The sequence below is a fragment of the Kosmotoga sp. DU53 genome, assembly GCF_001639905.1.
GTDB lineage: Bacteria > Thermotogota > Thermotogae > Petrotogales > Kosmotogaceae > Kosmotoga > Kosmotoga olearia.
This window is the reverse complement of record NZ_JGCK01000019.1, coordinates 1-24,741: the sequence shown is the minus strand read 5'-3', so window position 1 is coordinate 24,741 and position 24,741 is coordinate 1. Positions and strand designations below refer to the sequence as shown.

The 24,741-nt window shown below is 40.6% G+C and carries 22 protein-coding genes, 2 tRNA genes and 2 pseudogenes; 13 read left to right on the top strand and 13 right to left on the bottom strand.

Annotated features, from left to right (window positions below):
* The 4 genes and pseudogenes from DU53_RS02810 to DU53_RS11815 all read left to right on the top strand — a co-directional run.
* Positions 1-353 (top strand): winged helix-turn-helix domain-containing protein (locus DU53_RS02810; protein WP_161484734.1); only part of this gene is annotated, 353 nt, incomplete at its 5' end.
* A gap of 9 nt (positions 354-362) precedes the next feature.
* Entirely contained in the window at positions 363-950 is a 588-nt protein-coding gene (locus tag DU53_RS11820) for a hypothetical protein (RefSeq protein WP_082853773.1), read from the top strand.
* A gap of 4 nt (positions 951-954) precedes the next feature.
* Positions 955-1,029 (top strand): annotated as a pseudogene (locus tag DU53_RS13315) (HAMP domain-containing protein); the annotation flags it as partial.
* A gap of 6 nt (positions 1,030-1,035) precedes the next feature.
* Complete coding sequence (locus DU53_RS11815) at positions 1,036-1,734, top strand: cell wall metabolism sensor histidine kinase WalK (protein ID WP_235599675.1); 699 nt, start codon at positions 1,036-1,038, stop codon at positions 1,732-1,734.
* A gap of 354 nt (positions 1,735-2,088) precedes the next feature.
* Here the strand turns inward: DU53_RS11815 and DU53_RS02800 are convergent, their stop codons facing one another.
* From DU53_RS02800 to DU53_RS02790, 3 genes are read right to left on the bottom strand one after another with little or no spacing between them, the layout of a single operon-like run.
* A complete protein-coding gene (locus DU53_RS02800) occupies positions 2,089-2,322 on the bottom strand; it encodes a thioredoxin family protein (protein ID WP_012745051.1) in 234 nt (77 codons plus the stop codon).
* A gap of 17 nt (positions 2,323-2,339) precedes the next feature.
* Positions 2,340-3,476: a permease gene (locus tag DU53_RS02795; RefSeq protein ID WP_063727370.1), complete on the bottom strand. Its 1,137-nt coding sequence runs from the start codon at positions 3,474-3,476 to the stop codon at positions 2,340-2,342.
* 35 nt (positions 3,477-3,511) lie between these two features.
* Complete coding sequence (locus DU53_RS02790) at positions 3,512-3,790, bottom strand: helix-turn-helix transcriptional regulator (protein ID WP_012745049.1); 279 nt, start codon at positions 3,788-3,790, stop codon at positions 3,512-3,514.
* A 562-nt stretch (positions 3,791-4,352) separates the two neighbouring features.
* Here DU53_RS02790 and DU53_RS02785 point away from each other — a divergent pair.
* Both DU53_RS02785 and DU53_RS02780 read left to right on the top strand, forming a co-directional pair.
* Positions 4,353-4,442 (top strand) — tRNA-Ser (locus tag DU53_RS02785).
* A 7-nt stretch (positions 4,443-4,449) separates the two neighbouring features.
* Positions 4,450-4,526: transfer RNA gene (locus tag DU53_RS02780), tRNA-Arg, on the top strand.
* A 28-nt stretch (positions 4,527-4,554) separates the two neighbouring features.
* Here DU53_RS02780 and DU53_RS02775 read toward each other — a convergent pair.
* From DU53_RS02775 to DU53_RS02765, 3 genes are all read right to left on the bottom strand, one after another.
* Positions 4,555-6,000 (bottom strand): Rne/Rng family ribonuclease, encoded by a 1,446-nt coding sequence (locus DU53_RS02775; protein WP_012745048.1) that lies wholly within the window; start codon positions 5,998-6,000, stop codon positions 4,555-4,557.
* 70 nt (positions 6,001-6,070) lie between these two features.
* A complete protein-coding gene (hpf, locus tag DU53_RS02770) occupies positions 6,071-6,607 on the bottom strand; it encodes a ribosome hibernation-promoting factor, HPF/YfiA family (RefSeq protein WP_063727365.1) in 537 nt (178 codons plus the stop codon).
* 127 nt (positions 6,608-6,734) lie between these two features.
* Positions 6,735-7,208, bottom strand: coding sequence for an NUDIX domain-containing protein (locus DU53_RS02765; protein ID WP_012745046.1), 474 nt, complete (start codon positions 7,206-7,208; stop codon positions 6,735-6,737).
* A gap of 257 nt (positions 7,209-7,465) precedes the next feature.
* On the opposite strand from DU53_RS02765, the gene DU53_RS02760 reads away from it, so the two are divergent.
* Complete coding sequence (locus tag DU53_RS02760; protein ID WP_063727367.1) at positions 7,466-8,398, top strand: inorganic phosphate transporter; 933 nt, start codon at positions 7,466-7,468, stop codon at positions 8,396-8,398.
* 35 nt (positions 8,399-8,433) lie between these two features.
* Here DU53_RS02760 and DU53_RS02755 read toward each other — a convergent pair whose 3' ends face one another.
* Positions 8,434-9,084, bottom strand: a complete 651-nt coding sequence (locus DU53_RS02755) for a TIGR00153 family protein (protein WP_063727363.1) — start codon at positions 9,082-9,084, stop codon at positions 8,434-8,436.
* A 348-nt stretch (positions 9,085-9,432) separates the two neighbouring features.
* Here DU53_RS02755 and DU53_RS02750 point away from each other — a divergent pair, with 348 nt between their 5' ends.
* On the top strand, positions 9,433-10,914 hold the full coding sequence (locus tag DU53_RS02750) for a GGDEF domain-containing protein (RefSeq protein WP_063727362.1): 1,482 nt from the start codon (positions 9,433-9,435) through the stop codon (positions 10,912-10,914).
* 387 nt (positions 10,915-11,301) lie between these two features.
* Here DU53_RS02750 and yihA read toward each other — a convergent pair whose 3' ends face one another.
* The 5 genes and pseudogenes from yihA to DU53_RS02725 all read right to left on the bottom strand — a co-directional run bounded on the left by yihA (position 11,302) and on the right by DU53_RS02725 (position 16,526).
* Positions 11,302-11,874 carry a ribosome biogenesis GTP-binding protein YihA/YsxC gene (gene yihA, locus DU53_RS02745; protein ID WP_012745041.1) on the bottom strand — a complete coding sequence of 191 codons (573 nt, stop codon included), beginning with the start codon at positions 11,872-11,874 and terminating at the stop codon, positions 11,302-11,304.
* Positions 11,855-14,232 (bottom strand): annotated as a pseudogene (gene lon, locus DU53_RS13310) (endopeptidase La). The gene yihA and the pseudogene lon overlap by 20 nt, the downstream one beginning before the upstream one ends.
* Positions 14,232-14,741: a tRNA (adenosine(37)-N6)-threonylcarbamoyltransferase complex ATPase subunit type 1 TsaE gene (gene tsaE, locus DU53_RS02735; RefSeq protein ID WP_153020803.1), complete on the bottom strand. Its 510-nt coding sequence runs from the start codon at positions 14,739-14,741 to the stop codon at positions 14,232-14,234. Before tsaE ends, lon begins: the two are co-directional and overlap by 1 nt.
* Positions 14,699-16,159: a glycerol kinase GlpK gene (gene glpK, locus DU53_RS02730; protein ID WP_063727358.1), complete on the bottom strand. Its 1,461-nt coding sequence runs from the start codon at positions 16,157-16,159 to the stop codon at positions 14,699-14,701. Before glpK ends, tsaE begins: the two co-directional genes overlap by 43 nt.
* 31 nt (positions 16,160-16,190) lie before the next feature.
* Entirely contained in the window at positions 16,191-16,526 is a 336-nt protein-coding gene (locus DU53_RS02725; protein ID WP_063727357.1) for a hypothetical protein, read from the bottom strand.
* Between the two features lie 100 nt (positions 16,527-16,626).
* On the opposite strand from DU53_RS02725, the gene DU53_RS02720 reads away from it, so the two are divergent.
* From DU53_RS02720 to DU53_RS02700, 5 genes are all read left to right on the top strand, one after another.
* Positions 16,627-17,769 (top strand): M20 family metallopeptidase, encoded by a 1,143-nt coding sequence (locus DU53_RS02720; protein WP_063727355.1) that lies wholly within the window; start codon positions 16,627-16,629, stop codon positions 17,767-17,769.
* 1 nt (position 17,770) lies between these two features.
* Positions 17,771-18,313: a PolC-type DNA polymerase III gene (locus tag DU53_RS02715; protein ID WP_063727354.1), complete on the top strand. Its 543-nt coding sequence runs from the start codon at positions 17,771-17,773 to the stop codon at positions 18,311-18,313.
* A 162-nt stretch (positions 18,314-18,475) separates the two neighbouring features.
* Positions 18,476-20,629 (top strand): ribonucleoside triphosphate reductase, encoded by a 2,154-nt coding sequence (locus tag DU53_RS02710; protein ID WP_063727352.1) that lies wholly within the window; start codon positions 18,476-18,478, stop codon positions 20,627-20,629.
* Positions 20,547-21,200, top strand: coding sequence for an anaerobic ribonucleoside-triphosphate reductase activating protein (locus DU53_RS02705; RefSeq protein ID WP_012745033.1), 654 nt, complete (start codon positions 20,547-20,549; stop codon positions 21,198-21,200). The genes DU53_RS02710 and DU53_RS02705 overlap by 83 nt, the downstream gene beginning before the upstream one ends.
* A 528-nt stretch (positions 21,201-21,728) precedes the next feature.
* The gene (locus tag DU53_RS02700) at positions 21,729-23,846 is read left to right on the top strand and encodes a lipopolysaccharide assembly protein LapB (protein ID WP_012745032.1); all 2,118 of its coding nucleotides are present in this window, start codon (positions 21,729-21,731) and stop codon (positions 23,844-23,846) included.
* Between the two features lie 303 nt (positions 23,847-24,149).
* Here the strand turns inward: DU53_RS02700 and DU53_RS02695 are convergent.
* A partial coding sequence (locus DU53_RS02695; RefSeq protein WP_153020802.1) for a DDE-type integrase/transposase/recombinase occupies positions 24,150-24,741 on the bottom strand: 592 nt, incomplete at its 5' end.

Here is a 24,741-nt window from a genome sequence, read left to right as displayed (position 1 = left end):
GGCGTCCTCCCACAATTTTAAATTTGAAGCTTCAAGTAGGCGATCTTGTCCTTGATACTGTAACCCATCATGTTGAGCGCTCTGGAAAGAGGATAGACTTAACACCAAGAGAATATGCACTGCTGGAGTTCTTAATGCGTCATCCAAATCAAGTATTGAGCAGAACACGAATAGTTGAACACGTCTGGAACTTAGATTTTTATACAGAGTCAAACATTGTAGATGTATACATACGCTATTTGAGAAAGAAAATAGACAATGGGTTTGAGAACAAACTAATACATACAGTACATGGTGTGGGGTATATGATAGGAGAAATACAGCCAAATAAAAGTAAGGGAGGCGAATCTTGATTTTTTAATATGAAAACAATAACAATAAGAACCAAGTTAACAATTTGGTATGTAACTTTTCTAGCGATTGTACTCATAACGTTCACGGTAGTTCTCTATTTCAGCTTCTCTACTAATTTACGGAGAACTATAGATAAAAATTTGGAGTTCATAGCCTCCCAACTAATAATAAATATTGATTATGATGATAATAAACTTGCCTTTCAAAACACGGAAAATGGAGCTAATTTGATAAAAAATTTTATTGGTAAAGAACTCTTTGCTCGTATCCTGGACGAAAACGGAAACGTTATTGATGGTTTTGGAAACTATTTTCTTTTACCAGCGGATCCGAAAATTTTAAAAAAAGGTTTTTTGACCATATTAACTGATTCTGGAGAATGGCGTGTTTACACAGTAAAGCTTAGTTTAGGTTGGCTCCAGGTAGCAGAGTTTACGGAACCATTCGGAGAAACTCTGGAAAAATTTAGAAGTTTGCTTGTAATTTTTATACCACTAACACTTATTATCGCATCTATTGGTAGTTATTTGCTTGCTAAAAAAACGCTGAAACCAATAGACCGTATCACAAACCTGGCAAGAGAAATTAAACGCTGAAAAAATAGATCGGCGCCTTGATATAGATCTTCCAGATGACGAATTGGGGCGTTTATCAAAAACGTTTAATCAAATGCTTGATCGGTTGGAAAATGCATTGAATAGCCAAAAACAATTTTCTGCAAATGCTGCTCATGATCTGCGAACTCCTTTGACATCGATAAAAGGCATAATAGATGTAACACTTAATCGTGAACGGGATGCGCTAGAATATAAAGATTCTTTAATACAAATAAGAAAACAAGTTGAAAGAATGAGCAAGCTTGTAGACACTCTTCTCATAGTTGCGCGCTTTGACAGTAAAGCAATAAAACTACACAAAGAAAAGATAGATTTAACGGAATTGCTTGAAGTTGTCGTTGAACAAATGCAATTTGCGGCAAATAGAAAAGGAATCATATTAAAAGCGGATTTACAGGACAATCTGACAATTGTTGGAGATTTTGATCTTGTAGTTCGCTTGTTTCTTAATTTAATCGATAATGCCATAAAGTACAACCAACCAGGTGGGCAAGTTACAGTCACTGCAAAGCTTTCTGAGGAGAAAAAAGGTCTTAAACATGTCCTTGTATCTATTTGTGACACTGGCCAGGGTATACCAGAAAATGAACTCGAAAGGATTTTCGATAAATTTTATAGAATAGACAAATCACGCTCGAGAGTTGAAGGAGCTGGTTTGGGACTTTCTATCGTTAAAGAAATAGCTTTAGCTCATAATGCTGAAATACAAGTAAAAAGTCAATTAGGAAAGGGAAGTATATTTATAGTAAAGTTTCCGATTTGACAGATCACCTCTTATTGCCCTATAATCACCAACAAATGTAATAGCTGCTCTTTTGTAGGCTCTTCGCGCTACAGAGTGCCAGCTTTGTTTTCGGCTGCTTTTAGAAATTTCATCAATAGCTCTATGAAAAAATCCTGGACAAAGTAAAACGGAAGCAACTCCTTTATTTTACTCCTGCATCAGATCCTGAGTCAAGCTCAGGATGACGAGTTGGATTTGCAAGGTTGCAATAAATCACTGTTTTTTTATCGTAGGGGCAGAGCATGTTCTGCCCCTAAAATAGCGGATCTCAGGTTCTTTCCGCCGAAGACGCGTACCCCCGGCAGAGCCGGGCTTATTCACGTGCGAGCATGCTTATCGCTGTAAGAGTTTTTTTGCTTCTTCGAGAGAAGGAATCTTCCCACTGAGCACAATTTCCCCATCAATCCTGATTGCAGGAGTTATTGAAATTCCTCGCGCCATGATTTCCATGAGATCTTCTATTTTTACGATTTCTGCGTCAATTTCCAGTTCTTCAACTGCCATTCTTATTATTTTTTCTGTCTGTTTGCATTTTGGGCAACCTGTTCCGTAGATCTCAATTTTCACCGCTTTCAACCTCCTTTTTACTTCATAAGATTTCCATAAAGGTATCCCCAAAAAGTTGAAAAAACTATTACCAGTGCAAAATAAGTAAAAGCCTTTTTCTTTCCAAGTAGTTTTGTGAGAACTATCATACTGGGCAAGCTCAGTGTGTATCCCGCCATAAACAGGGCTAAAGCCGGTCCTTTTCCCATACCAAGTTCCATAAGAGACTGGATGATGGGAACTTCTGTAAGGGTCGCAAAGTACATGAATGCTCCAAAAATTGACGCAAAGAAATTTGAAAACAATCTGTTTCCACCCAGGAAAGTCTGCACAACTGTTTTGGGCAGAGAATGAGAAATAATTCCGGCAATAAAGACGCCAAAGAAAAGATAAGGAAGTATTTTCTTTGTGAACTCCCAGGTTTCTTCAATCCAGCGAGCACTGTAACTCGGTTTGAAGTTTAGTGCCATCAAAATGATTCCCAAAGCAGCAATAACCATAATGGTTGTTTTTATGATGACGTTGATTTTTAAACCTCCGGCTATAAGGAAAACAAATTGAAGACCAAGGAATACAAGGATTTGAGCCCAGGAGAGTTCCGGTTCATCTTCTACAATGGTAAAACCACCCTCGCCTTTTTCAGCAAATATTGCCTGCATAATAAGTCCAATTACGATAGCAGATGAAATGGTAGCCACGAGCCGGATTATTGATAACTCCCATCCAAGAACCCTTCCTGTCAGGAAAATAGCTGCCACATTGATTGCCGGACCTGTAAATAAAAAAGCTATGGCTGGTCCCAATCCAGCACCTCGCTTATATATGCCTCCAAACAATGGGAGAATGGTACAAGAACATACAGCTAAAATTCCACCAGCAGATGCTGCAACAGGATAAGCGATAATTTTCTTCGCTTGTGGCCCGAGAACCCTTAAAATAGCGCTTTTCTTAACAAAAACAGTTATGGTACCCGCTACAAAAAATGCTGGAATGAGACAGAACAAAACGTGTTCTTTCGCATAAGAACTTAGCATCGTAAAACCGCCAAGAATTGCCTGCTGGACGTTTGAATTTTCGAAAGGTAAGAGGTAAAACAGCAAAAACCCACCAACTAACAGGGAAAATTTTTTGAATTCCACTTTTATCCGGGGATTTGAAAATTTTGTGATAATCATTGGCAGAATGTTTCTCATTTTAGCCCTCCAACTCATTAAGCAAATTTTCTGTCCTCAATGATTTTTTTTACTAACTCGATGACTTCAAGGACCCGCTCGTCAGTGATGAATAAATTTTTTCGTGTTCCCACTTTTTCTTCTCTTACAATTCCGGCGTCCTTGAGAGCTTTCAGATGCCGGGAAAGCGTTGTTTTATCAATGGGAAATTCCGCTTCGATTTCGCACATGCACTTATTGTTCTCTGAAAGAATCTCAACCAATCTTATCCTCCACTCGCAACCGAGTGCCTTGAAGAAATCAACCATCTCTTTCATATGATCACTCCCTTTTCGCGCGTCGAGAATCCGAGATCTAAAAATCAAGAAACGTTGTAGGTTGTGCGTTGTAGGTTGTTCGTGATAATCGAGAACCGAGAGTCCAAGGGCGTTAGAGGTATAGAGAGACCCTTACAGATCCTGAAACAAGTTCAGGATGACCGGATTTATTTTCGAAACGTGTTTAATGATATTCGCTTTTTGGGTTCTATTCCGCCGAAGGCACATGTCAACTGCACAGCAGTTCGTAACAACCACGAAGTGGTTCGAAACAACTCTGCAGGAGTTCGTGACAATCCCGAAGGGATTCGTATCTGCCGCGCAGCGGCTCTTTTGATTCTCTCGGACTCTCGGTTCTCGGCTTCTCGAATCTCTATTCTATCTTTTAATTGCATTATTGCACATATATGCAACATAAGAATGTCAACAAATTTGTAAATGAGTTAACTAATCTTGAATGCCCTTAAAGATAGGAAGGTACTTACTTCACAGGAAGCCCGTTCACGAGAATTTCAAGAATCTTGACATCAAGTTGTCAGCGTGTTAGAATCCTTTTGTAGGTGGAGAGGTGGCCGAGCGGCCGAAGGCGCTTGCCTGCTAAGCAAGTGAGGGTGTTTACCCTCCGAGGGTTCGAATCCCTCCCTCTCCGCCATTTTGGTGTGCCCGTAGCTCAGCTGGATAGAGCGCTAGACTGCGGATCTGGAGGCCGGGCGTTCGAATCGCCCCGGGCACGCCATTGTTTAATCGGATAATCTTCCAAACCCCTATTTTTTTGACTTTGCTTCTGACTTTGTGCTTCCTTTAATATCGTAAGTCGCTGGGACTGGCCAGGTGAAGGATACTTTAATTTCTCTCTTGAATTGCTTACTCAATTGCTTTTGTACCTCAGGTGTGAGTATTCCAGAAAGATTTTGATATACCTGCACGGTAGCTGATTTGATTTTCTTGTCTTTGAACAATCTCTGTAAGTCGCTTACGAGCCGTTGGTAAGTAATTTTTGGTGACTCTATTTGACCAGTTCCACGACATATAGGGCATGTACTATATATTCTGGAATTTATAGTTGCTGTTGATCTCTTACGGGTCATTTCAAGAAGACCGAGTCTTGTAAATCCAAGGATCAGTGAATGCGCCTTGTCTTTTTTTAGTTCTTCAGAAAGCAGCGAGATAACCTTCTTTCTGTCAGCTTCACTTTTCATATCGATAAAGTCAATGACTATAATTCCACCAATGTTTCTCAAGCGTAGCTGTCGCGCTATCTCTACCGCGGCTTCAAGATTAGTGTTCAAAGACATTTCACTAACGTCACTGCCGTGAGTATTGCTGGCTGAGTTAACATCGATGACTGTCATTGCTTCTGTTTTATCTATGAATATATTTCCGCCATTTGGAAGTGGAACGACCCGTGTGTATAATACCTTCATCTTTTCGTATATTCCTTCATGTAGGAATGCGTCTTCTTCAACGTACCTTACAATCGGTTTAAACCCGCTTTTGAATTTACTTATCCCTGCAACAACATCGTGCCAGAGATCTTCGCTATCGACGACTATTTCTTTTACATCTTCAGTTAGTCTCTCTCTAAGTATGTATTCAACAAGACTTGGTTCTTCATAGAGAATCTGGGGTTTTCTCGCCCTTCTGAATTTTTCGTTTATCTTTTTCCATATTGTTCTCAGGTTTTCCAGCTCTTCGCGAAGAGTATCTTCACCAACACCGTTAGCGGCTGTTCTGAAGATAATCCCTTCATCATTCTCTATTATTCCTTTAGCGATGGAGATGAGCCTTTCACGTTCTGCCTGGTCGGTTATTTTTTTCGATATTCCTACGTGTTTGGAAAAGGGCATATAAACGAGACATCTTCCTGGTATACTGATTTTCAGTGTTAATTGTGGACCTTTGGAACCTATTGGATCTTTTTTAACCTGGACCAGGACTTTTTTTCCTTTTTCAAGTTTTTGGTTATTTCTGGTATCTTTGAATCTAAGGAAGCCGTTTTTCCCGATTCCGATATTAACAAAAGCTGCTTCCAAACTTGGAACCACATTTTCTATCTTTCCAAGATAAATGTTTCCCATGTAACTTTCGTTGTCCATTTCTTCAAAAAAAACTTCCTGGATTTTACCTTCGTCAAGAATGGCGATCCTTACCTCATCTTCTAATGAGCTAAAAACGATAGCCTGCGTTCTTTTCTTTTTTGTGATCTCCATTCACCTCCACTTTATTTGTTTAAAACCAGGCCGCAAAAAGCGGCCTGATCAGGTAGTTCAAATTTCTTGATTATTCTGACATTTCTATTAAACCAACTGTACCATTTTTTCTTAAGTACAGAACGTTAACTTCATCAGTGTCTACGTTTCTAAATACAAAAAATGTATGACCAAGCATTTCCATTTGTAAGAGTGCTTCATCGATTTTCATAGGTTTTATAGAAAAACGCTTCGTACGGGTTATTTGAAGTCCTCTTTCTTCCTCATCAGGAACTTCCGGAATAGCCTCTAGGATCTCTTTAGCACTTGCTCTATGTCTCATTTTCGCTCTTTCTTTATAACGTTTAATCCTTCTTTCAAGGGTGTTTGCTATTGCTTCTACAACACCATAAAAGTCGTCGCCTCTTTCTTCTACTCTAACAACAAAACCGGGGAGATGACCGGTTATTTCTACTTTATAAAGCCCCCTTTCTTTCATGACTCTAACGTCCATTGAGGTGAAATGATCTTCATCAATTGCTCTGAAAACCTTGGCGAGTTTCTTATCAATGTGCTCCTTCATGGTATCAGTTACTGGTATGTCCTTGGCGTAGATGTTGTACTTCATAATAACCCTCCTTTCTTAAAATAAACGTTGAAGAACTGGATCTAATACGTTTGACTCGTTCAGGTTTGATACAGTTTCATCCTTCCACGATGTAGTTTCCCAATGTTAAGAAAAGCAAGAACGAGAACTATTTGTCCTTCTGGATTTCCTCCTTTTCGTAAAGAGCCTGAAAACCTATCTTTGGAAAATTTCTGTGATCTTCGAACAAAATTTGAGACAAAGCTTTAGGATAAACAGGAAGCTCCAGAAGTTCTTCAGGTTCTACCCACTTCATTCTTGTTAAAATCGGCATGCCGGGGTTGTCAGGGTCACTACCAAGTCTTGCTTCTCCATCCACGATAAAACATTCAAAAAACAGCTCGATCAGATGTTCTTTAACAAATTCCTGGACAAAGACGATCTGTCCCACATCAACATCAAGGTGTGTTTCTTCTTTTAATTCGCGTTTTACAGCTTCAACAAGTGTTTCGTTCTCTTCTACGTGTCCTCCTGGAAAGCACCAGAAAGGGGGCCTGTTAGAGTGAGAGTGTTCCACAACAAGAACCTTCCCTTTATCAATAACTACTCCTCTAACACACGCATGATGTGTCATCTTGAACATTCGATCACCTCAATAAAAGTATAACATTACAACCATAAAAACAAACATCAGTTAACACTGTGCAGAAAGAAACAGAATAACTTGAAAGAACTTTTAGATTCAAAGATGGTATTTTATCTGGCTTAAATAACTATTTTTGCCTCAAATCCTTTACAATGGTTCATAACAACCGTTCGAGGGTGTGAAGAAAAATTCGAAGATATGATAAAATATGGCTTACAGGGTAATTTTCTTGGGCGAGGTGAAACGTTTTGGTGATGCTCATATACATATTGCCTTCACTTTTCTTAGGATGGTCGCTTGGCGCAAATGACGCAGCAAACGTTTTTGGGCCACCTGTGGTCAACGGAGTAATTCGTTTTAGAACAGCCACAATAGTGGCGTCTATTTTTGTTGTTTTAGGCGCCGTACTTCAGGGTTCGAAAGGTCTTTCTACAATTGGGGGGCTTACAGAGATAAATCTTGCAACATCAGCTGTTTCCATGTTTGCTGCTGCTTTAACGGTTACGATAATGACGTTTTTCGGTCTTCCTGTATCAACAACACAGGCGGTTGTTGGTGCTCTTACTGGTGCAGGCCTTTTGATAAACGGACATGTAGATGCTGGAAAACTCGTAAAAATTATGCTTTCGTGGGTTGGCACACCTTTTGGGGCCTTCGTGTTCGGTTTTGTACTGTATATAATCTTGTCTTATCCTTTTAGGTTGATTAAAAACGTTAAAACACAGGATTTAACAATAAAAGTAGCAACCTGGATTTTCGGAGCCTATGCTTCGTATTCCCTGGGGGCAAATAACGTTGCTAACGTTACCGGGGCGCTCGTTGGAAGGTTGTTGAATATACAGCTTCTGGCTCTGATCGGTGGACTTTCGATAGCCTTCGGGATTTTAACGTTCAGCAGAAGGGTAATGTTAACGGTTGGAAAGAGCATAGTCGAACTTGACTATTTTTCCTCTTTGGTAGTTGTTCTGGGCTCGGCTTTAACGGTGTGGATATACGCACTCATTGGTGTACCGGTGAGTTCTTCGCAAGCGATCGTTGGAGCTGTGATAGGTGCAGGATTCGCAAGAGGGACGCGCATAGGAAATACAAAGATGGTTATGCGCGTCGTATATGGTTGGGTTGGCACACCCATTATTAGCGGTTTGATGTGTGTAACGATGTTGGGAATTATAAGTGTTTTCTTGTGATTTGCTCACACGCTCGAGCGTGTGAGCTTTCTTTCTTAAACCTTGCGCTTCATTATAACGATCTGAACTCTATCAGAGGTGTCTTCAGTAAGATCGGCTATATCACCTATGTTTAGTATAAGTTCCTTGATCTGGAGTTTTTCCGCCAGAGACATATCTTTAAGCTTAAAAAGTGTGGAAATCATTACCTTTTCTTTCAAATCCTCTTCATGTTCAAACTTTTCGGTTTCCTCTATATATGCTTGAGCTTTATCCATATTGTCGAACATTTCTCTCAAAGACGTTGCAAGAGATTTGAAAGTTTTGATTACAAGGTTTACCTGTTCTTTCAGGTCCTTTCTGATCTCTAAAGGAGCTTCAACGTGTTGCATCCATATCAAATCTGCAACCGTTTGTATCTTGTTCATAATTTTGTCTGCACTTTCTATGATACCCAACAAATCACCGCGAAAATTGGGCAAAAAAGCGCCAGAGTACATTCCGTTTTCTGTGTCTCTTCTGATTACATCTGCTTCGTGTTCAACGTCACTTATCTTGTTTCTTATTTCCTCGACAAGATCCCAATCGTTATCTACGTAAGCGTCAAAAAAGCGTTCAAGAAGGTCGATTCCTTCCTGTATTTTTTCGATGTGCTTAAAAAAACTGTTCAGAATTTCTTCTTCTTTTCTACCGAAGAACCAACCCACAAACTCACCTCCAACCAAATCTGCTATATTCCTCCAATCTAATTATAGTACATTTTTGTTATCTGAATTATATGTCAGCAATATCTCAACAATAACTTTTAGTAATAATTTTGGATTGTCGTGGTTTATGGAAACACTCAGAAAAATGCTCTCAATTCGGAAATTGATTTCTCTCATACGCAATTGGGTGTTTTTAAAAACACACGAAGTACCAGTAAACTCACTATTATCACCAATTGGATTTGCGCCCTAAATTCACAGTGTTTTGGCATTAATTTGCATTCATAAAATTTAGTCAAACGAACAAGTCTTAAATCCTAATCCTGATCCTATAGAGGAAGGGTCGAAATGAAAATGAATGAGCTGAATAAATGCTTTTTAAAAAGTAAAAAAATCCAGATTTCAGTGCTGATAGTTCTTATCTCTATTTTGATTATCAGTTCGATCATATGCTACTCTGTTGAATTCAGAACTAAATTGGATGAGTTCAAGCTTTCAGAAAAAAGTAAAGCTGAAAGTTTTTCAATGATTCTGGAAAAAACCCTGGAAAAAGAAATTGCAGAATTTAAGTTTTTTGCAGGATTGCTTGATTTGAAAATTCTTGACGAAGAAAGAGTGAAGCAGTTATTAATTGCGTTTACTGATTCTAGATTTGAAGATGATCCTGGAGCCAAAGTTTACATAGTTGATAATTCCGGAAAGGTATTACAAAAACATGCTCAGATATATTGCAAAAAAATCGAGGAAATCATACAGGAGTTGATATCCACAAATGCTATAAGTGAATCAACAGAAACGGTTATTGATTTTATTTATATCAGTCCCTTAAATTTTGAAGAAAAACTTTGGATAACTTTTGGTGCACCGCTTTACAATGGAAAAGATAAAGTGGGTACGATTTTTCTTTTGCATTCGGAAGATTGGTTAAGAAAAGTGTTCAGGAATTTTTTGAGGAACAACGATCTGGTCTTTGGAGTTTTCTCAAAGAATTCAGAAGTTTCTTTTCGTAATTTATACACTGACATACTAGTGCCAATTATCCCAAAGGAAGATATATTAAGAAATGGACAAACCCAATGGTTAAGCACTGAAGGGATATGGACTTTAAGCACAATTAAAATAGACAATCTTCTTGAAAATAGAATGATAGGTATCTTGACCTTATATCCTGACGCAGAAATCAAAAGAGGGCAGCTAGTAGTTCTTAAACGTATATTTGTTTATGATGTAGTTTTTCTTGCCATAATTATGATCGGATATGTGATGGCCTCCATCCAACTCAAAGCATTAAAGGAGTTTAAAAATTTGGAGATTAAACAATCTCAAATAGTAAGAGATCCAATTACAGGATTACTGGAACGCAAAGAATTCTTGAAAACCCTTGACTACATGATTGAGTTTTCTGAGAAAGAAAACAAAAAATTGGCGCTGATTTTTCTCGACATCGATGACTTTACCTCGGTAAATCAGCTTCTTGGTCCGGTTCTTGCTGATAACGTTTTAAAAAGATTTGGGGAGCGTTTGAGGAGAGTTCTCAGAAAAGACGATATTATCGGTAGAGTTGGAGGAGATGAATTCGGAATAATCGCATTGGTTTCAGAAGAAGAAGATGTCGTGAAATTGATCGATAAGATCACCGTTTCTATTAAGGACCCCATCGAGCTTGGAAAATTCAAACTCTTTCTGCATGCGACATCAGGAATAGCAATGTTTCCAAAAGATGGACACAATCCGGACGTTTTAATGACTAAAGCATTTGAGGCTTTGAGGATCGCTAAATCCTCCGATACCAAAAAGAAGTACAGGTTTTTTGGTGTATTAAATGGTTAATAACATAGGTTGTAGGTTGTACGGAAAAATCGAGAACCGAGAGCCCGAAAGAATCAAGAGAGCCGCTGCGCGGCAGATACGAATCCCTTCGGGATTGTCACGAACTCCTGCGGAGTTGTTTCGAACCACTTTGTGGTTGTTACGAACTGCTGTGCAGTGATAAAAGCCGTTGTTGGTTGTACGTTGTGCGTTGTGCGTCTCTTTTTCTAAACCCTAGACCCCAGACCCTATACCCGCTTTTGTTTTTTTCCACCGAAGGTGCGTACCAACCGTGAAGCGGTTCGCACCCCCAGCGCAGCTGGGCTTACCCTTGGCGCAGCCAAGCTTACCCACGCGCTAGCGTGCTAACCCACGACGGAATCGTGCTTACCCCCGGCGTAGCCGGGCTTACGGTATCAAAATTTTCAACAGTTCGTTGAGCCCTCTCCTTGTTTTTGCAGAAAAGGGAATGATTGGCGGTGAGCCCCATAACTTTAATTCTTTCTCATAAATCTGGATCATCTTTTTCAATTCGTTTCCCGAAAGTTTGTCGGTTTTAGTCAAGACTACGATAAAAGGTATTGAATAATCTTTTATCCATTCGAGCATTTTGTAATCGTTTTTCTGCATAGGATGCCTTGAATCCATTAGGATTGTGACAAGGTTCAGGTTATCACGGGTAGAAAAATAGTCTTCTATTAGTTCTTTCCATCTTGCAAGTTCTTGTTTGGATGCACTTGCAAAACCGTAACCCGGAAGGTCCACGAAGTAATACTTTGAATTGACCAGATAGAAGTTTATAGATCTGGTTTTCCCGGGTTTGGAACTTGTATGTGCTAATTTCCTTTGAAAAAGGGTGTTTAGCAATGTGGATTTTCCAACGTTCGACCTTCCGGCAAAAGCAACTTCTCTTTTAACAGGCTCAGGGTAATCTCCGGGTTTGAATGCGGTTTTGACGAGTTCAACCTTTTTTATCAACATCCTTTACCAGAGCCTCCTCAATAACCTCTTTTACTGTTTCGACGAAGACGAATTTTAGTTTGTCTTTTATCTCATCCGGAACTTTTTCGAGATCTCTTCTGTTGGTTTCTGGAAGTATAACTGTTTTGATTCCTGCACGATAAGCTGCCATAAGCTTTTCTTTTAATCCGCCGATTGGTAAAACGCGCCCTCTCAGCGTTATTTCACCGGTCATAGCAACATCATGCTTTATTGGGGTTCCTGTTACGGCAGAAATGATAGCTGTCAACAGTGTTACTCCGGCGGAGGGACCATCTTTCGGAACCGCACCTTCCGGGACATGAATATGAAAATCGTTCGTTTCAAATACCTTAACGTATTTTTTGCCGTCGCACAGTTTTTTGGCAAGGCTGAGCGCTATCTGTGCCGATTCCTTCATAACATCACCGAGCTGTCCTGTGGTGATGAATTTCCCTTTTCCGGGGATAGGAAGCACCTCAATGTGCATTATTTCACCGCCAACAGCCGTCCATGCCAGACCTGTACAAACCCCAATTTCCGGACGCTTTCTTAAATCGCTTTCTTTATACTTCGGTATTCCAAGGTACTCCTCGATATTATTTTTGGTTACCTTCACGCTCTTCTGACCTTCAGAAAGTTTCAAGATTGCTCTCCTGATAATCTTAGAAAGATTTCTATCGAGGTTTCTCACACCAGCTTCTCTGGTGTACTCAGTTATTATTCTTTTTTATAGCACCCTCGGTGATATTCACTTTTCGCTTCGTTATAGAATACTCTTCATAGAGTTTCGGGAGTATGTAATCCTTAGCGATATGAAGTTTCTCAGTATCGGTATATCCCGGTATCTCGATGATCTCCATACGATCTCTGAGTGCCGGTGGAATAGTATAGAGCACATTTGCAGTTGTTATGAAAAGAACCTTTGACAGATCAAAAGGAACCTCAAGATAATGATCTGTAAAGGTGTTATTCTGTTCAGGATCGAGAACCTCCAGCAAAGCTGAAGCTGGATCTCCCTGGAAACTCACACCCAGTTTGTCGATCTCGTCCAGAACGATCACAGGATTCTTAGAATTCAATTTTCTTATCATCTGAATGATTCTACCCGGAAGGGCTCCAACGTAAGTACGGCGATGACCTCTAATTTCGGCCTCATCCCTCATACCACCAAGGGAGATCCTTCCAAATTTTCGCCCCATAGCCTCTGCAATGGATCTACCAAGAGATGTTTTTCCAACTCCCGGTGGTCCCACCAGGCATAGAATTGGTGCGCGAAGGTTCTTGGAAAAATTCCTTGCGGCTAGGAACTCAAGCACCCTTTCCTTGACATCCTCAAGACCATAATGATTTGCGTCGAGAGTTTTTCTAACAGCCTTTATATCGATGTGATCTTCTGTTTCCTCTGTCCATGGTAGATTTAGCAACCAATCAAGATAGGTTCTGATCACCGTAGCTTCAGCGGAGTAAGGTGACATCTTTTCAAGCCTTGATATCTCCTGTTCGGCTTTGTCCCTAACCTCTTTTGGATAATTCCCTTTTTCGAGCTTTTCTTTTAGTTCCTTTATTTCGATGTCTTCTTCACCTTCGAGCTCTTCCTGTATAGCCTTCATTTTTTCACGGAGATAGTATTCTTTCTGGCTTTGCTCGATTTTCTCTTTTACTCTTCTATCAAGTTCTTCCTCAAGATTGAGTATTTCTACTTCCCGGGTTAAAATCTCGAGAAGCAGCTCTAATCTCTCCTTGGGCGATACAGCATCCAGGAGTTTTTGCTTTTCTTCTAAGTGGCAACGGCAGGAGAGACGAGACAAAATCTGCGAATTTATCAGGATTAGCGGTATCTTCAAGCGCGACTATGGATTCATCCGGATATCGACGGCTCATGTTGACATACTTCATCGCCAGTTCTTTTACTTTTCGGATGAGGGCTTCAAGAACTTTCGTCCTTCGATATTTAGCTTTCAAAACCTCTATCTTAAAAACGAAAAGATTATCTTTTTCAGCAACGTCAACTATCTTTGCACGCGCGAGACCTTCAACGAGGATCTTGTAATTGCCATCAGGCATTTTCATCAACTGCACGATACGTGCAACGGTTCCGACTTTATAGAGATCTTCCACAGTTGGGTTCTCAGTGGTTACGTCTTTTTGTGAAATTAAAAATATGAGCTGGTCGTATTTTGCTATCGACTCTTCAAGAGCTGTCAATGATTTATCTCTACCGACATATAACGGCATTACCAGTGAAGGGTAGATAAGCATGTTCGTTCGTGTGGCGATTGCAGGGAGAACATCCGGAATCTGCGCTTTCTTTTCAGGGTTCACCGCTGCCTTTTCCAGTAGCTGGAACTTCTGCGCCATTATTTCACCTCCTTGGTTTGTCTTTCCTTTTTGAAAAAGTCTTTCACCATTCTCTCTATCCATTTATAGGATCCGCTCAATTTCAATCTTCTTGTTTTTTCATCCTCATATTCCAGCTCGATCTTGAGAGCGTTCTTTCCAATGAATCCAGCCAAAAGCTCCGGCCACTCTACGGCAAGCACAGTTTCGGGGCCCAGAAGGCCTAAAAGATCCAGTTCCAATACCTCTGACGGATCACTTAATCTGTAAAGATCAGCATGAAGGAGCGTTAAATTCCTACCGACATACGTATTCACAATAGTAAACGTAGGGCTTCTGACATCATCGGGATCTATCCTGAGACCTTCAGCGAGCGCTTTAACAAAGGTAGTTTTTCCTGTTCCTAAATTACCCTTTAAGAGAAGAATTTCACCACCTTCAAGCCTTTTAGCAATCTCAAAAGCCAGGCGTCTTACAGCTTTTTCATTCATTCCGCCCAGTTCATAGAACGTTTTATCGCTTCTTTCCACTTTTTGTATTCATCCTCCAATTCTTTTCTCGTTGGGGTAAAAACGACTTCGCTTTTCCGTATTCCCGCGAGGGTTTCTTTATCCCACAAACCAACTGCGAGCCCGGCAAGCATGGCTGCTCCAAGTGCTGTGGTCTCCTTGACTATTGGTCTATCGACAGTTACACCTAATACTTTAGACTGAAGTTCCATCAAAAAGTTGTTCCTCGTAACGCCACCATCAACAAGGAGTCGATTGACCTTTATTCCTGTATCCCTTTCCATTATTTCCAGTATTTCTTTTGTTCTAAAAGCAATGTATTCTAACACAGCTCTGACTATATGTGCACGGGTTGCTCCTCTGGTTAAACCTATGATCAAGCCGCGGGCTTTAGAATCCCAGTATGGTGCACCGAGACCGGCAAGGGCACCAGAAAAATAGACACCGCCATTATCTTCAACACTGGTTGCCAATAACTCCGTTTCTTCGGGAGTGGAGATTATCTGCAAACCATCTTTCAGCCAGTTTATAAGGGCACCTGTTGTAAATATTGAGCCCTCGATCGCATAGACAATTTCATCGTTGATCTTCCAACCTACGGTGGTTAAAAGCCCTTCTCTCGAGAATCTTGGTTTATCTCCAGTGTTCATCAGGATGAAAGAACCGGTTCCGTAGGTACATTTTACGTCACCTACGTTAAAAGCGGTTTGCCCGAAAAGAGATGCTTGTTGATCTCCGGCAATGCCGGATATTACCGGGCCATATACAGAACGTATCAGCAGTTTTGAAGAATCAACAACCTTTGGCAAAAATTCTTTTTCGATACCGAAAAACTCGAGCAATTCTTCGTCCCATTTCAACTCGTTCAAGTTATAAAGCATAGTTCTGGACGCGTTTGAGTGATCGGTTACATGTTGTCTGTCAGGTGTTAGATTCCAAATCAACCAGGAATCTATGGTACCAAATCTTAAAGTTCCTTTTTTCGCGGCTTTTCTAACTTCTGGAACATTTTTTAGCATCCATTCCATCTTTGTAGCCGAAAAATAAGGGTCAGGAAGCAAACCAGTTTTTGAATGTATAAAATTCCGATATTGTCTTTCCAGTTCTTTAGCCCTATCCGCTGTCCTTCTACATTGCCAGACAATGGCATTGTAGAGAGCTTTGCCCGTTTCGGCATCCCAGGCAACGATCGTTTCTCTCTGGTTGGTTATGCCTATCGCCTCAATGTCCTTAAAAGAGATCTTAGCGTCTTGAATTGCTTTTTCCACACAAAACATAACACTGAGAACTATCTCGTTTGGATCATGCTCCACCCAGCCAGGTTTCGGATAAATTTGCTTGAAAGGCTTTTGTGCGCTAGCAACTTGATAGAGATCCTCATCAAAGATAATAGCCCTTGAACTACTGGTCCCCTGATCAATTGCCAGGATGTACCCCATGAAAATCCCCCCTAACTTTTTTGTTTTTTATTTATTTTGTGGTCGGCGTAATATCTCCGTTTTCCCCATCTTCTGTTTCTTCAGGGTTTTCTTCATGTTTTTCCGTTTTTGTCTCTCTTACATCGTAGATTACTTTTTTGCGTCTTCTTCTATCATCGACAACGGCCAGGACTCCCTCCGGGAGAGCAAATTGGTTCCTTCTGAAAAGCTCTATGATCATGTCCTCCGGTAGGGAGGTTATCACCCAGATATCGGTGAGGTAAATTTTTCCACCGTTTCTTATAGGTGCTTTTTGAATGGCTGACTGTAGTGCCTTTATTAAACCTTCATCGAAGCTTTTTGGAGTACTTGAATTTTCCATCTCCATAGGGTCACCCCCACCATTTTCACACAGCAAAACTGTGCTATATTTGTTTTGAATCAACGTGTTGTAATAATTATACTCCAAAAAATAGGGGGATATTTAAATGATCGAAATTGGCAAGGTGCACGAATTAAGGCACAGATTGCATAAAAATCCGGAAGGTGGTTTTAGGGAATATGAAACAAAAAAGATCTTACTGAAATTCCTTTCAGATTTACCGAAAAATTACTTCAAAATTTATGAAGTTCTGGAAACTGGATTGGTGGTAGAATATCGTAATGCAGAAAATAAGAGCTTTGTCCTTTTCAGAGCAGATATGGATGCCCTGCCCATTGAAGAAGAAACTAATGTGGATTTCGCATCGGAAAACCCTGGCTGGATGCACGCATGCGGTCACGATATCCATATGTCCGTGCTTACTGGATTGATCAAACAGGTAGCAAGAGAACTTCCGGAAGCAAATATTTTGTTCTTCTTTCAGCCAGCCGAAGAAGGCCCCGGGGGAGCGAAACCTTTCCTTGAAAGCGGATTTCTTGACTCATATGATGTAAAAGCTGCTTTCGCATTACACGTAAGCCCTGATTATAAAATGGGTACGGTTGCTTCTAAAGAAGGAGTTATTTTCGCGAGCCCAACGGAATTCGACGTTATCTTTAAAGGTGAAAGTGCTCATGGAGCCAAACCTGATGAAGGCAGGGATACAATACTACCCGCATCAGAATTCATAACCGCTTTTTATTCCGCTCTCACAAGGTTCATCCCGGAAGAGGAGCGTTATGTGTTCACCATCGGAAAATTGGTAGCGGGTGATCGAAGGAACATAGTGGCGGAAAAATCAATAATTGAGGGAACCTATAGGGTTCTTGACATAAAAACCAAAGAGAAAATAGACGAGCTCATGGAAAGATTTACTGAAAACATAAGCAAAACATGGAAGGTTCAGGGCGAGGTTCGTTATGGAGCGTACTATCCAGTACTTATGAACGACTCCAGGCTATTTAAAGCCCTTGCGAAAACGGTCAAAAGTATTGGTTTGGAATTTGCTGAATGCGAAACAAAGTTCACCGGCGAGGATTTCGCGTTTTTCAGCCAGCGGTACCCTTCACTGATGTTCTGGCTTGGATGTGCTACCGAAACGATGAAAGCCGGATTACACACATCGAAGTTTTTACCGGAGGACAGATGCATTGATTTTGGCGTGAAGGTATTTTATTCTCTACTCAAGGAAGTGAGTAAGGAGGACTGAATTGGAATTTGTTGTCATAGATACCGAAACCACCGGTTCCAGCCCTCATAAAGGGGCAGAGTTGATAGAAATCGCGGGCGTGGTTGTCAGGGACTGGGAAATAATCTACGAAGAATCCTTCAACGAACTTATAAAACCAAAGAGGCACGTGCCGATCTCCATAACCATGATTACAGGCATAAACAACCTGATGCTCGAAGATAAGCTTCCGATAGAAATTGTTCTACCGAGGTTTTATGATTTCGTGAGAGATCGCGTTCTTGTGATACAAAATGCTCCCTTTGATCTTTCCTTTCTCGATTATTTCGGGAAGAAAATTGGAATCGGCGAACTTCCGAATCCTTTTGTGGATACCATCAGCCTTTCGCGCAGCCTTTTTCGTGGCAGACACAATCTTGACATTATTCTGGCGCGCCTGGGTATCTTTTGTGAGGATCGGCATCGTGCGCTGGGAGATGCTGTCGCTACTGCAAAAGCGTTCATAAAGATGGTGAAGATGATAGGTGTCGAAGAAATAGAGAAGTTTGTTGCGAAAAGAATCTAATACAACAAATTTTTTATCGCTTTAGAATGAAACACTAATCAGGAATAATCACTTCAAATTTCTTTATTTCGTAAATGGAAATTCTTTCTTTTTGTGATACTATATATAGTGTAACTATATTGTCTGCTTACTATTTATAGGGACTGAAATGGGGGGATTTAGATGCTTCTAGTCAGGAAAAGAGACGGCTCTCTAGTGGAATTTGAACTTTCAAAGATAATTCTTGCTGTAAAGAAAGCATTCGAAGCAACGGATACTGCTTACACAGATGACATACTCGAAAGGCTCGCTCTTCGGGTAACTTCCGATTTTCAGGGGAAGATTAAAGAAAACATTGTTGACATCGAGGATATTCAGGACTCTGTCGAAAAAACCCTTGAAGATCTTGGATTCAACAAGGTTGCCAAGGCTTATATATTGTATCGTAAGCAAAGAGAGAAGCTGAGGAATCTCAAATCATCGATGCTGGATTTTGCCAAAACAGTCAATAACTATCTTAACCAGAGGGACTGGCGGGTTAAAGAAAACAGCACCGTTACATACTCAATTGGTGGGCTGATACTCCACAACAGCGGGACTGTTACAGCGAATTACTGGCTCAGCGAAATCTATGATGAAGAGATCGGAAAAGCGCATCAAAATGGGGATTTCCATATACATGATCTCTCCATGCTTTCTGGTTATTGCGCCGGTTGGAGTCTCCGGCAACTTATAGAAGAGGGGCTTGGCGGCGTGCCGGGAAAGGTTTCGTCAAAACCAGCCAGACATCTCTCAACGCTGGCAAACCAGATGGTTAATTTTCTTGGAATCCTCCAGAACGAATGGGCCGGCGCACAGGCGTTCAGTTCTTTCGACACCTATCTTGCACCTTTTGTAAAGGTGGATAACCTCACTTTCAAGGAAGTCAAGCAGTGCATACAATCATTCGTTTTTGGTGTAAATACGCCCAGTCGCTGGGGAACACAGTCGCCCTTCTCAAATATAACCCTTGACTGGACAGTTCCAAAAAGACTCAAAGACGAGCCAGCCATCGTAGGTGGAGAACCTCAGGATTTCACGTACGGTGATTGCCAAAAAGAGATGGACATAATAAATAGGGCTTTTCTGGAGATTCTGAAAGAAGGGGATGCCAACGGAAGAGGCTTTCAGTATCCGATACCAACGTACAATATCACCAAAGATTTTGACTGGGAAAACCCGAACTCCGAGCTTCTTTTTGAAATCACATCAAAATATGGTACTCCCTATTTCCAGAACTTTATAAATTCGGATCTCAACCCTGATGATGTGCGCAGTATGTGTTGCCGGCTTCAGCTGGATAAGCGCGAGTTAAGAAGACGTGGCGGAGGGCTTTTTGGTTCGGATGAATACACCGGTTCCATTGGTGTCGTAACGATCAATCTTCCAAGGTTGGCTTATTTAAGTAAGAACGAGGTGGAATTCTTCCAGAGACTTTCAAAAATGATGGATCTGGCAAAACGCAGTCTTGAAATAAAACGTGAGGTTATAGAAAAACTGAATGATGAAGGATTGTACCCTTACACCAAGAGATATCTCAAGAACTTCGATAACCATTTCTCAACGATAGGACTTGTTGGAATGAATGAGGCTTGTCTCAACGCGAGATGGCTCAAAAAACCTATTTATGAAGAAAACTCAAGACGCTTTGCTATCAGGGTTCTGGACTTTATGAGAGAACGTCTGAAGATTTATCAGGAAGAGACAGGAAACCTCTATAACCTTGAGGCAACACCGGCTGAGTCTACCTCTTACCGCCTCGCCAAGATAGACAAGAAACTGTTCCCGGACATAATCACCGCTGGTAAAGATGCTCCCTATTACACCAATTCTACCCACCTTCCGGTGGATTATGAAATAGATATTTTCTCTGCCCTGGAACTTCAGGAGGAGCTTCAAATAAAATATACCGGAGGTACAGTGTTCCATGCTTTCCTTGGGGAAAGCGTTGACGATTGGCGAACTACCCGGGAGCTTGTCAAAAAGATCGCGGAAAATTATCGCATTCCTTACTTCACAATCTCTCCAACCTACTCCATATGCCGTAATCATGGTTACATAAAAGGTGAGGAATATTCTTGCCCTATCTGCGGGCAACCAACGGAGGTTTATTCGCGTATCACCGGTTATTACAGGCCGGTTCAGCACTGGAATATTGGTAAACAGGAAGAGTTCAAAAGCAGAAAGGAATTTCGTGTGGAGAGGACTGAAATAGATGGATTTCGCAGGATGGCAGAAAGTAAGTCTGGTGGACTATCCGGGAAAGGTATCGACAACTCTCTTTACCTCAAGCTGTAATTTTGACTGTGAGTATTGCCATAACGCCGAACTGAAAAAGCGAATTCCTCATCCGATCAAAGAAGTCGATGTTTATAAATATCTATCTTTAAGAAAGAATTTAATAGATGCCGTCGTTATAACCGGAGGGGAGCCGACCTTGCATGGTCATGCTCTTCTCTCTTTCTTTAAAGAACTCAAAAAAAGATTCCCGGGTAAATTCATAAAGGTCGATACAAACGGTAGTAATCCCGAAGTTCTGAAAGAATTGATTGAAATCGTTGACTTTATCGCTATGGATTTGAAAAGCCTTGATTATTCCCTTTTCTCCAATGTGGGCTTCGAAACGATTCTTGAGAGTCTTGAGATAACAAAAAATGCAAAGGACTATGAAATAAGAATCACCGTTTACCCACCATATATTAAACCGGATAACTTCCCGAAATTTGCTGAGCTGCTGAAAGGTATTAAAAATGTGGCGATCCAACAATATCGACCGGTGAATTCAGTTTCTCCCTATCCCAGGGAGATTTTGCTTGACTTCGAAAAAGCTCTTAAACCCTATGTAGAGAACGTTGTTGTTAGAGGATGAGACGTTAAAAAACGTTGTAGGTTGTGCGTAAAAAACGAGAATCCGAGATCCGAGAGCCGATAGCTGCTGCGCAGCCGAGGCTTGCAACGCTGTCAGCTGGTAGAGCGACGTTCGAAGGTTTTAAAATAAAGAGTGAAAATGTTTTTCGCCTTTACCATCTCGGATTCTCGATTCTCGGTTCTCGATTTTTATACAGCATGCTGTGCCTCGTTCTTTTATGTCAACGACGTAGTCGTTCCCAGTGTCATTTGTGTTAGCAAGATCCCCTTCGTTCGCTTTGAAGAACGCTTTTCAGCCACAGAGTGACTTTATCGGTTTCGCAATTAATAAACGGTGATTATCAACTAAAATTGAGCGGGAAAAGGTATTTAGACGAAAGCTGTGTGGATTTTTAGTGAGAGCTTTTCTGAATAGTTCTTTAAATGTTGTAATATATTGTGTGAGGTAGATTTTCATAATTGATAGAGTTAATGCCTTTCAAAGCGTTATGAAGTTTCAAATATATTTTCATAGAAGGGATGGGGTCTTATGTGGAGTGAGTACCAGAAGTACAGAATAACATATCTTTGTGATCTTCTGGAGATCGGTACCGATTATACCGGACCTGAGTTTAATTGGGAAGAATTGCGGCAGGAAGTTGATAGCGAGAAGTTTGATCAACTCTCATCACTTTTGAAAGATGCTTTTGGACTTGATTCCAAAGTGCTCAATGATAACAAATACTTTTTACTTTATTTCTGGGGTATCTTTCTGTGGGATGAAGATATTCCCTTTGAAACCAGGTTCAGGATAGCACAGAAAATTATTAATTTAGGCCGGCTTATTAGAAAAGCCAATGAGCGTGAAGTTGATAATGTGGAATCCGATAGTGTTAAAAATGATGAAGAGGTAATTGCTATTATTTTGGGGGAACCTGAATATGGGAATACTGAAATAGCTCGCTGGTATTTGTTGGCTGGGTTAGATGCTATTGCATTTTTTCTTCAGAATTTCAAACTTTCCGACAACGAAGAAGATGATAATGGAAATGATAGAGAGCTAATCAAAATAGTTGCGGAGGCAATGAACCTTGCTAGAAATTGTCCAAGATTCTTTTTGAAAGCATTGGACATTACTTTCAACCTTACTCTTGGTTATTTTGAATCAACAATAACATCCTATGCGTTGGGATTGAATCCCAATATTGGACCGGATTATCTTGAATTGCCTTTCGAGGTTTTTTTCCCAGACACATTATTTGGGACAGATCCATCGATATTATCGCTGGTTTGTCTTTTGAGGCACGAAGATGATGAAGTGAGGCGTAAAGCAGCTTATGCAGGTGCTTCACTGTTAACGTGGGGATCTTCTTTTAAGAGTCATATATATGTTTTGAATCGAATGGCGCCTACGTCAGGTTTACTGCCAGTGATAATTGCTGGAATAGCTGAAAATACAAGCTTTTCATTTGTTGGAAAGAGGATTATCAATTTCTTGGAAGAACTGGGCAGGACAGAAGAGAAGACAGAAGTGCCATTGATTATAAGGGCGGTTTGCGACAGTCTTCTCAAGAAAAAAACAAAGCGAAAATCAAGAGCGCTGGAAGAATTTATCAAATATATAATGGATCTGAAAACCAATTCTAGGGCCAGGCTTGCGGGAGCTTTATTGGCTCAGGCTTATGGATACAAAGAGTATGCTCTTGTGCTTTATGAGAGTCTTTCTAAGAGGGATCAGAAAGCATTTGAAAGCTTTGTTGAAAATGGCGTAATTCCTAAGTTGAGAGATAAAGATTCTGAAGAGTCGGCGATAGTATCATCTGTGGTTTCAACCAATTACGAGATCGCCAGAAAAATGCATCGCACGATCTTTGAGGAAAAAGATAGCCTTTTTCCAGGTTTTGAAATCGATAGTAGTGAAAGAGTTCCTTCATTGAGGTATAATCTCCCGCCAAGAGAGTACTATCTTAAAAAGATGCTTGAAAATAAGGAAGATAAAGTGCAGATTCTGGAGAAGGTTTTAGAAAAACATCCCTATGAATTTACGGCTTATATGGAACTGGCGAATGAATATTTTACACTAGGTATGGAAGAAGATTGTAGACGAACCCTCGAAACTGGTGTCGAGAAAATTCAAGAGTTACTCAGGAAACTTAATCTGAGAAACTACATGATAGAATTCTCACACCATCATAACAGACCAATTTTGATGCTTTTCAAAGACTTTGGAGATTTTCTAAGGATGAGAGGAAGTAATTTAGCAAAAGCCACTCAGATTTTTGAGTGGATGCTCGTAGTTGAGCCAATGGACTTCTTAAACGCTAAAAATAGTTTGTTGAATTGTTATTTCAGACAAAGAAATTTCATAAAAGCAGAAAAACTTTTAGAGTGGTATGAAGATGAAAACAGCCTTGATTTCGTAATGGGGCGGGCATTCATCTATTACATCCGAAGAAACATAGAAAGGGCAAATCTGGAATTGAGTTTGGCAAAAAGAATGAACCCATATGTTATAGATATCTTACTTATGGGTATTGATCCTGAAGAGCTGGATAATGTTGAGATTGAATTGGAAAAAAAAGAAGCAATAATTTATGCTTTAGAGTATGAAAAAGTTTGGAAATCATATCCACGAGTAATGCGCTGGCTTAAAAATCAAAGGAGGTAAAAATCTAGGGAACCATTTCGAGGTTAATGTTTGGATTCACTATGCGAATGATGTGCAAAGCTACGCTTATTATCGTTGTTCGAAGTGGTTGTAGGTTGTGCGTGACGATCGAGAACCGAGAAACCGAGAGAGCAGCAGCTACGCTGTCGAAGTGCTGGACTTCGTCCAGGAGGCTTGCAGACGCTGTTAAAGACAGAGATTCGAGAACCGGGATCCGGTGACTTAAAATTACAGAGCGAGATTGGATGTTATAGATTGGAGAAAGCGGTCTGACCCCCAATAATGAGACACAGGTTAACGAGATCAAGCATTAACGGACTGAATCAAAGAAATATTGCACTGTTTCTTAAAGGCTTGTGGTGTCATGTATTTCAAAGAACCATGTGGTCTGAGATTATGATAGAAATCCATGTACACCTGGTATTTCCGGTAAACGTCTTCCGCTCTCTCAAACACATTCATAGCCACAAATTCCCTTTGCACATTCGAATGTTGTGATTCAATAAAAGCCTGGGAATCAGGGTGGTGCTTTATCCCGAATTCCTGGATTATCTCGTTCTTTTCAAAATATTCCCGGGTGTAATTAGCTGTAAACAGGCTTCCATTATCCGTACGGACCAACTGAGGTACCGTTTCCTGGTAAAGCATTGCCCTTCCCAGTGTTCGGGTAAAATCTTTGCACTTGCAACTCTTCCCAAGATATGAACCCACTATTTCCCTTGAATATACATCTATTATGTCCAATAAGGCTATATTCCCTTCCTGTATTGTGGTTATGTACTTAATATCTGCTTCCCACAGTATTCCTGTCCTGTCTATCTCATGCTGGGTTGAGCGCCTAACAGGATGGTGCTGTTTCGGCCAGTATTTCCTGACATATCCCAGCTTCTTTCTC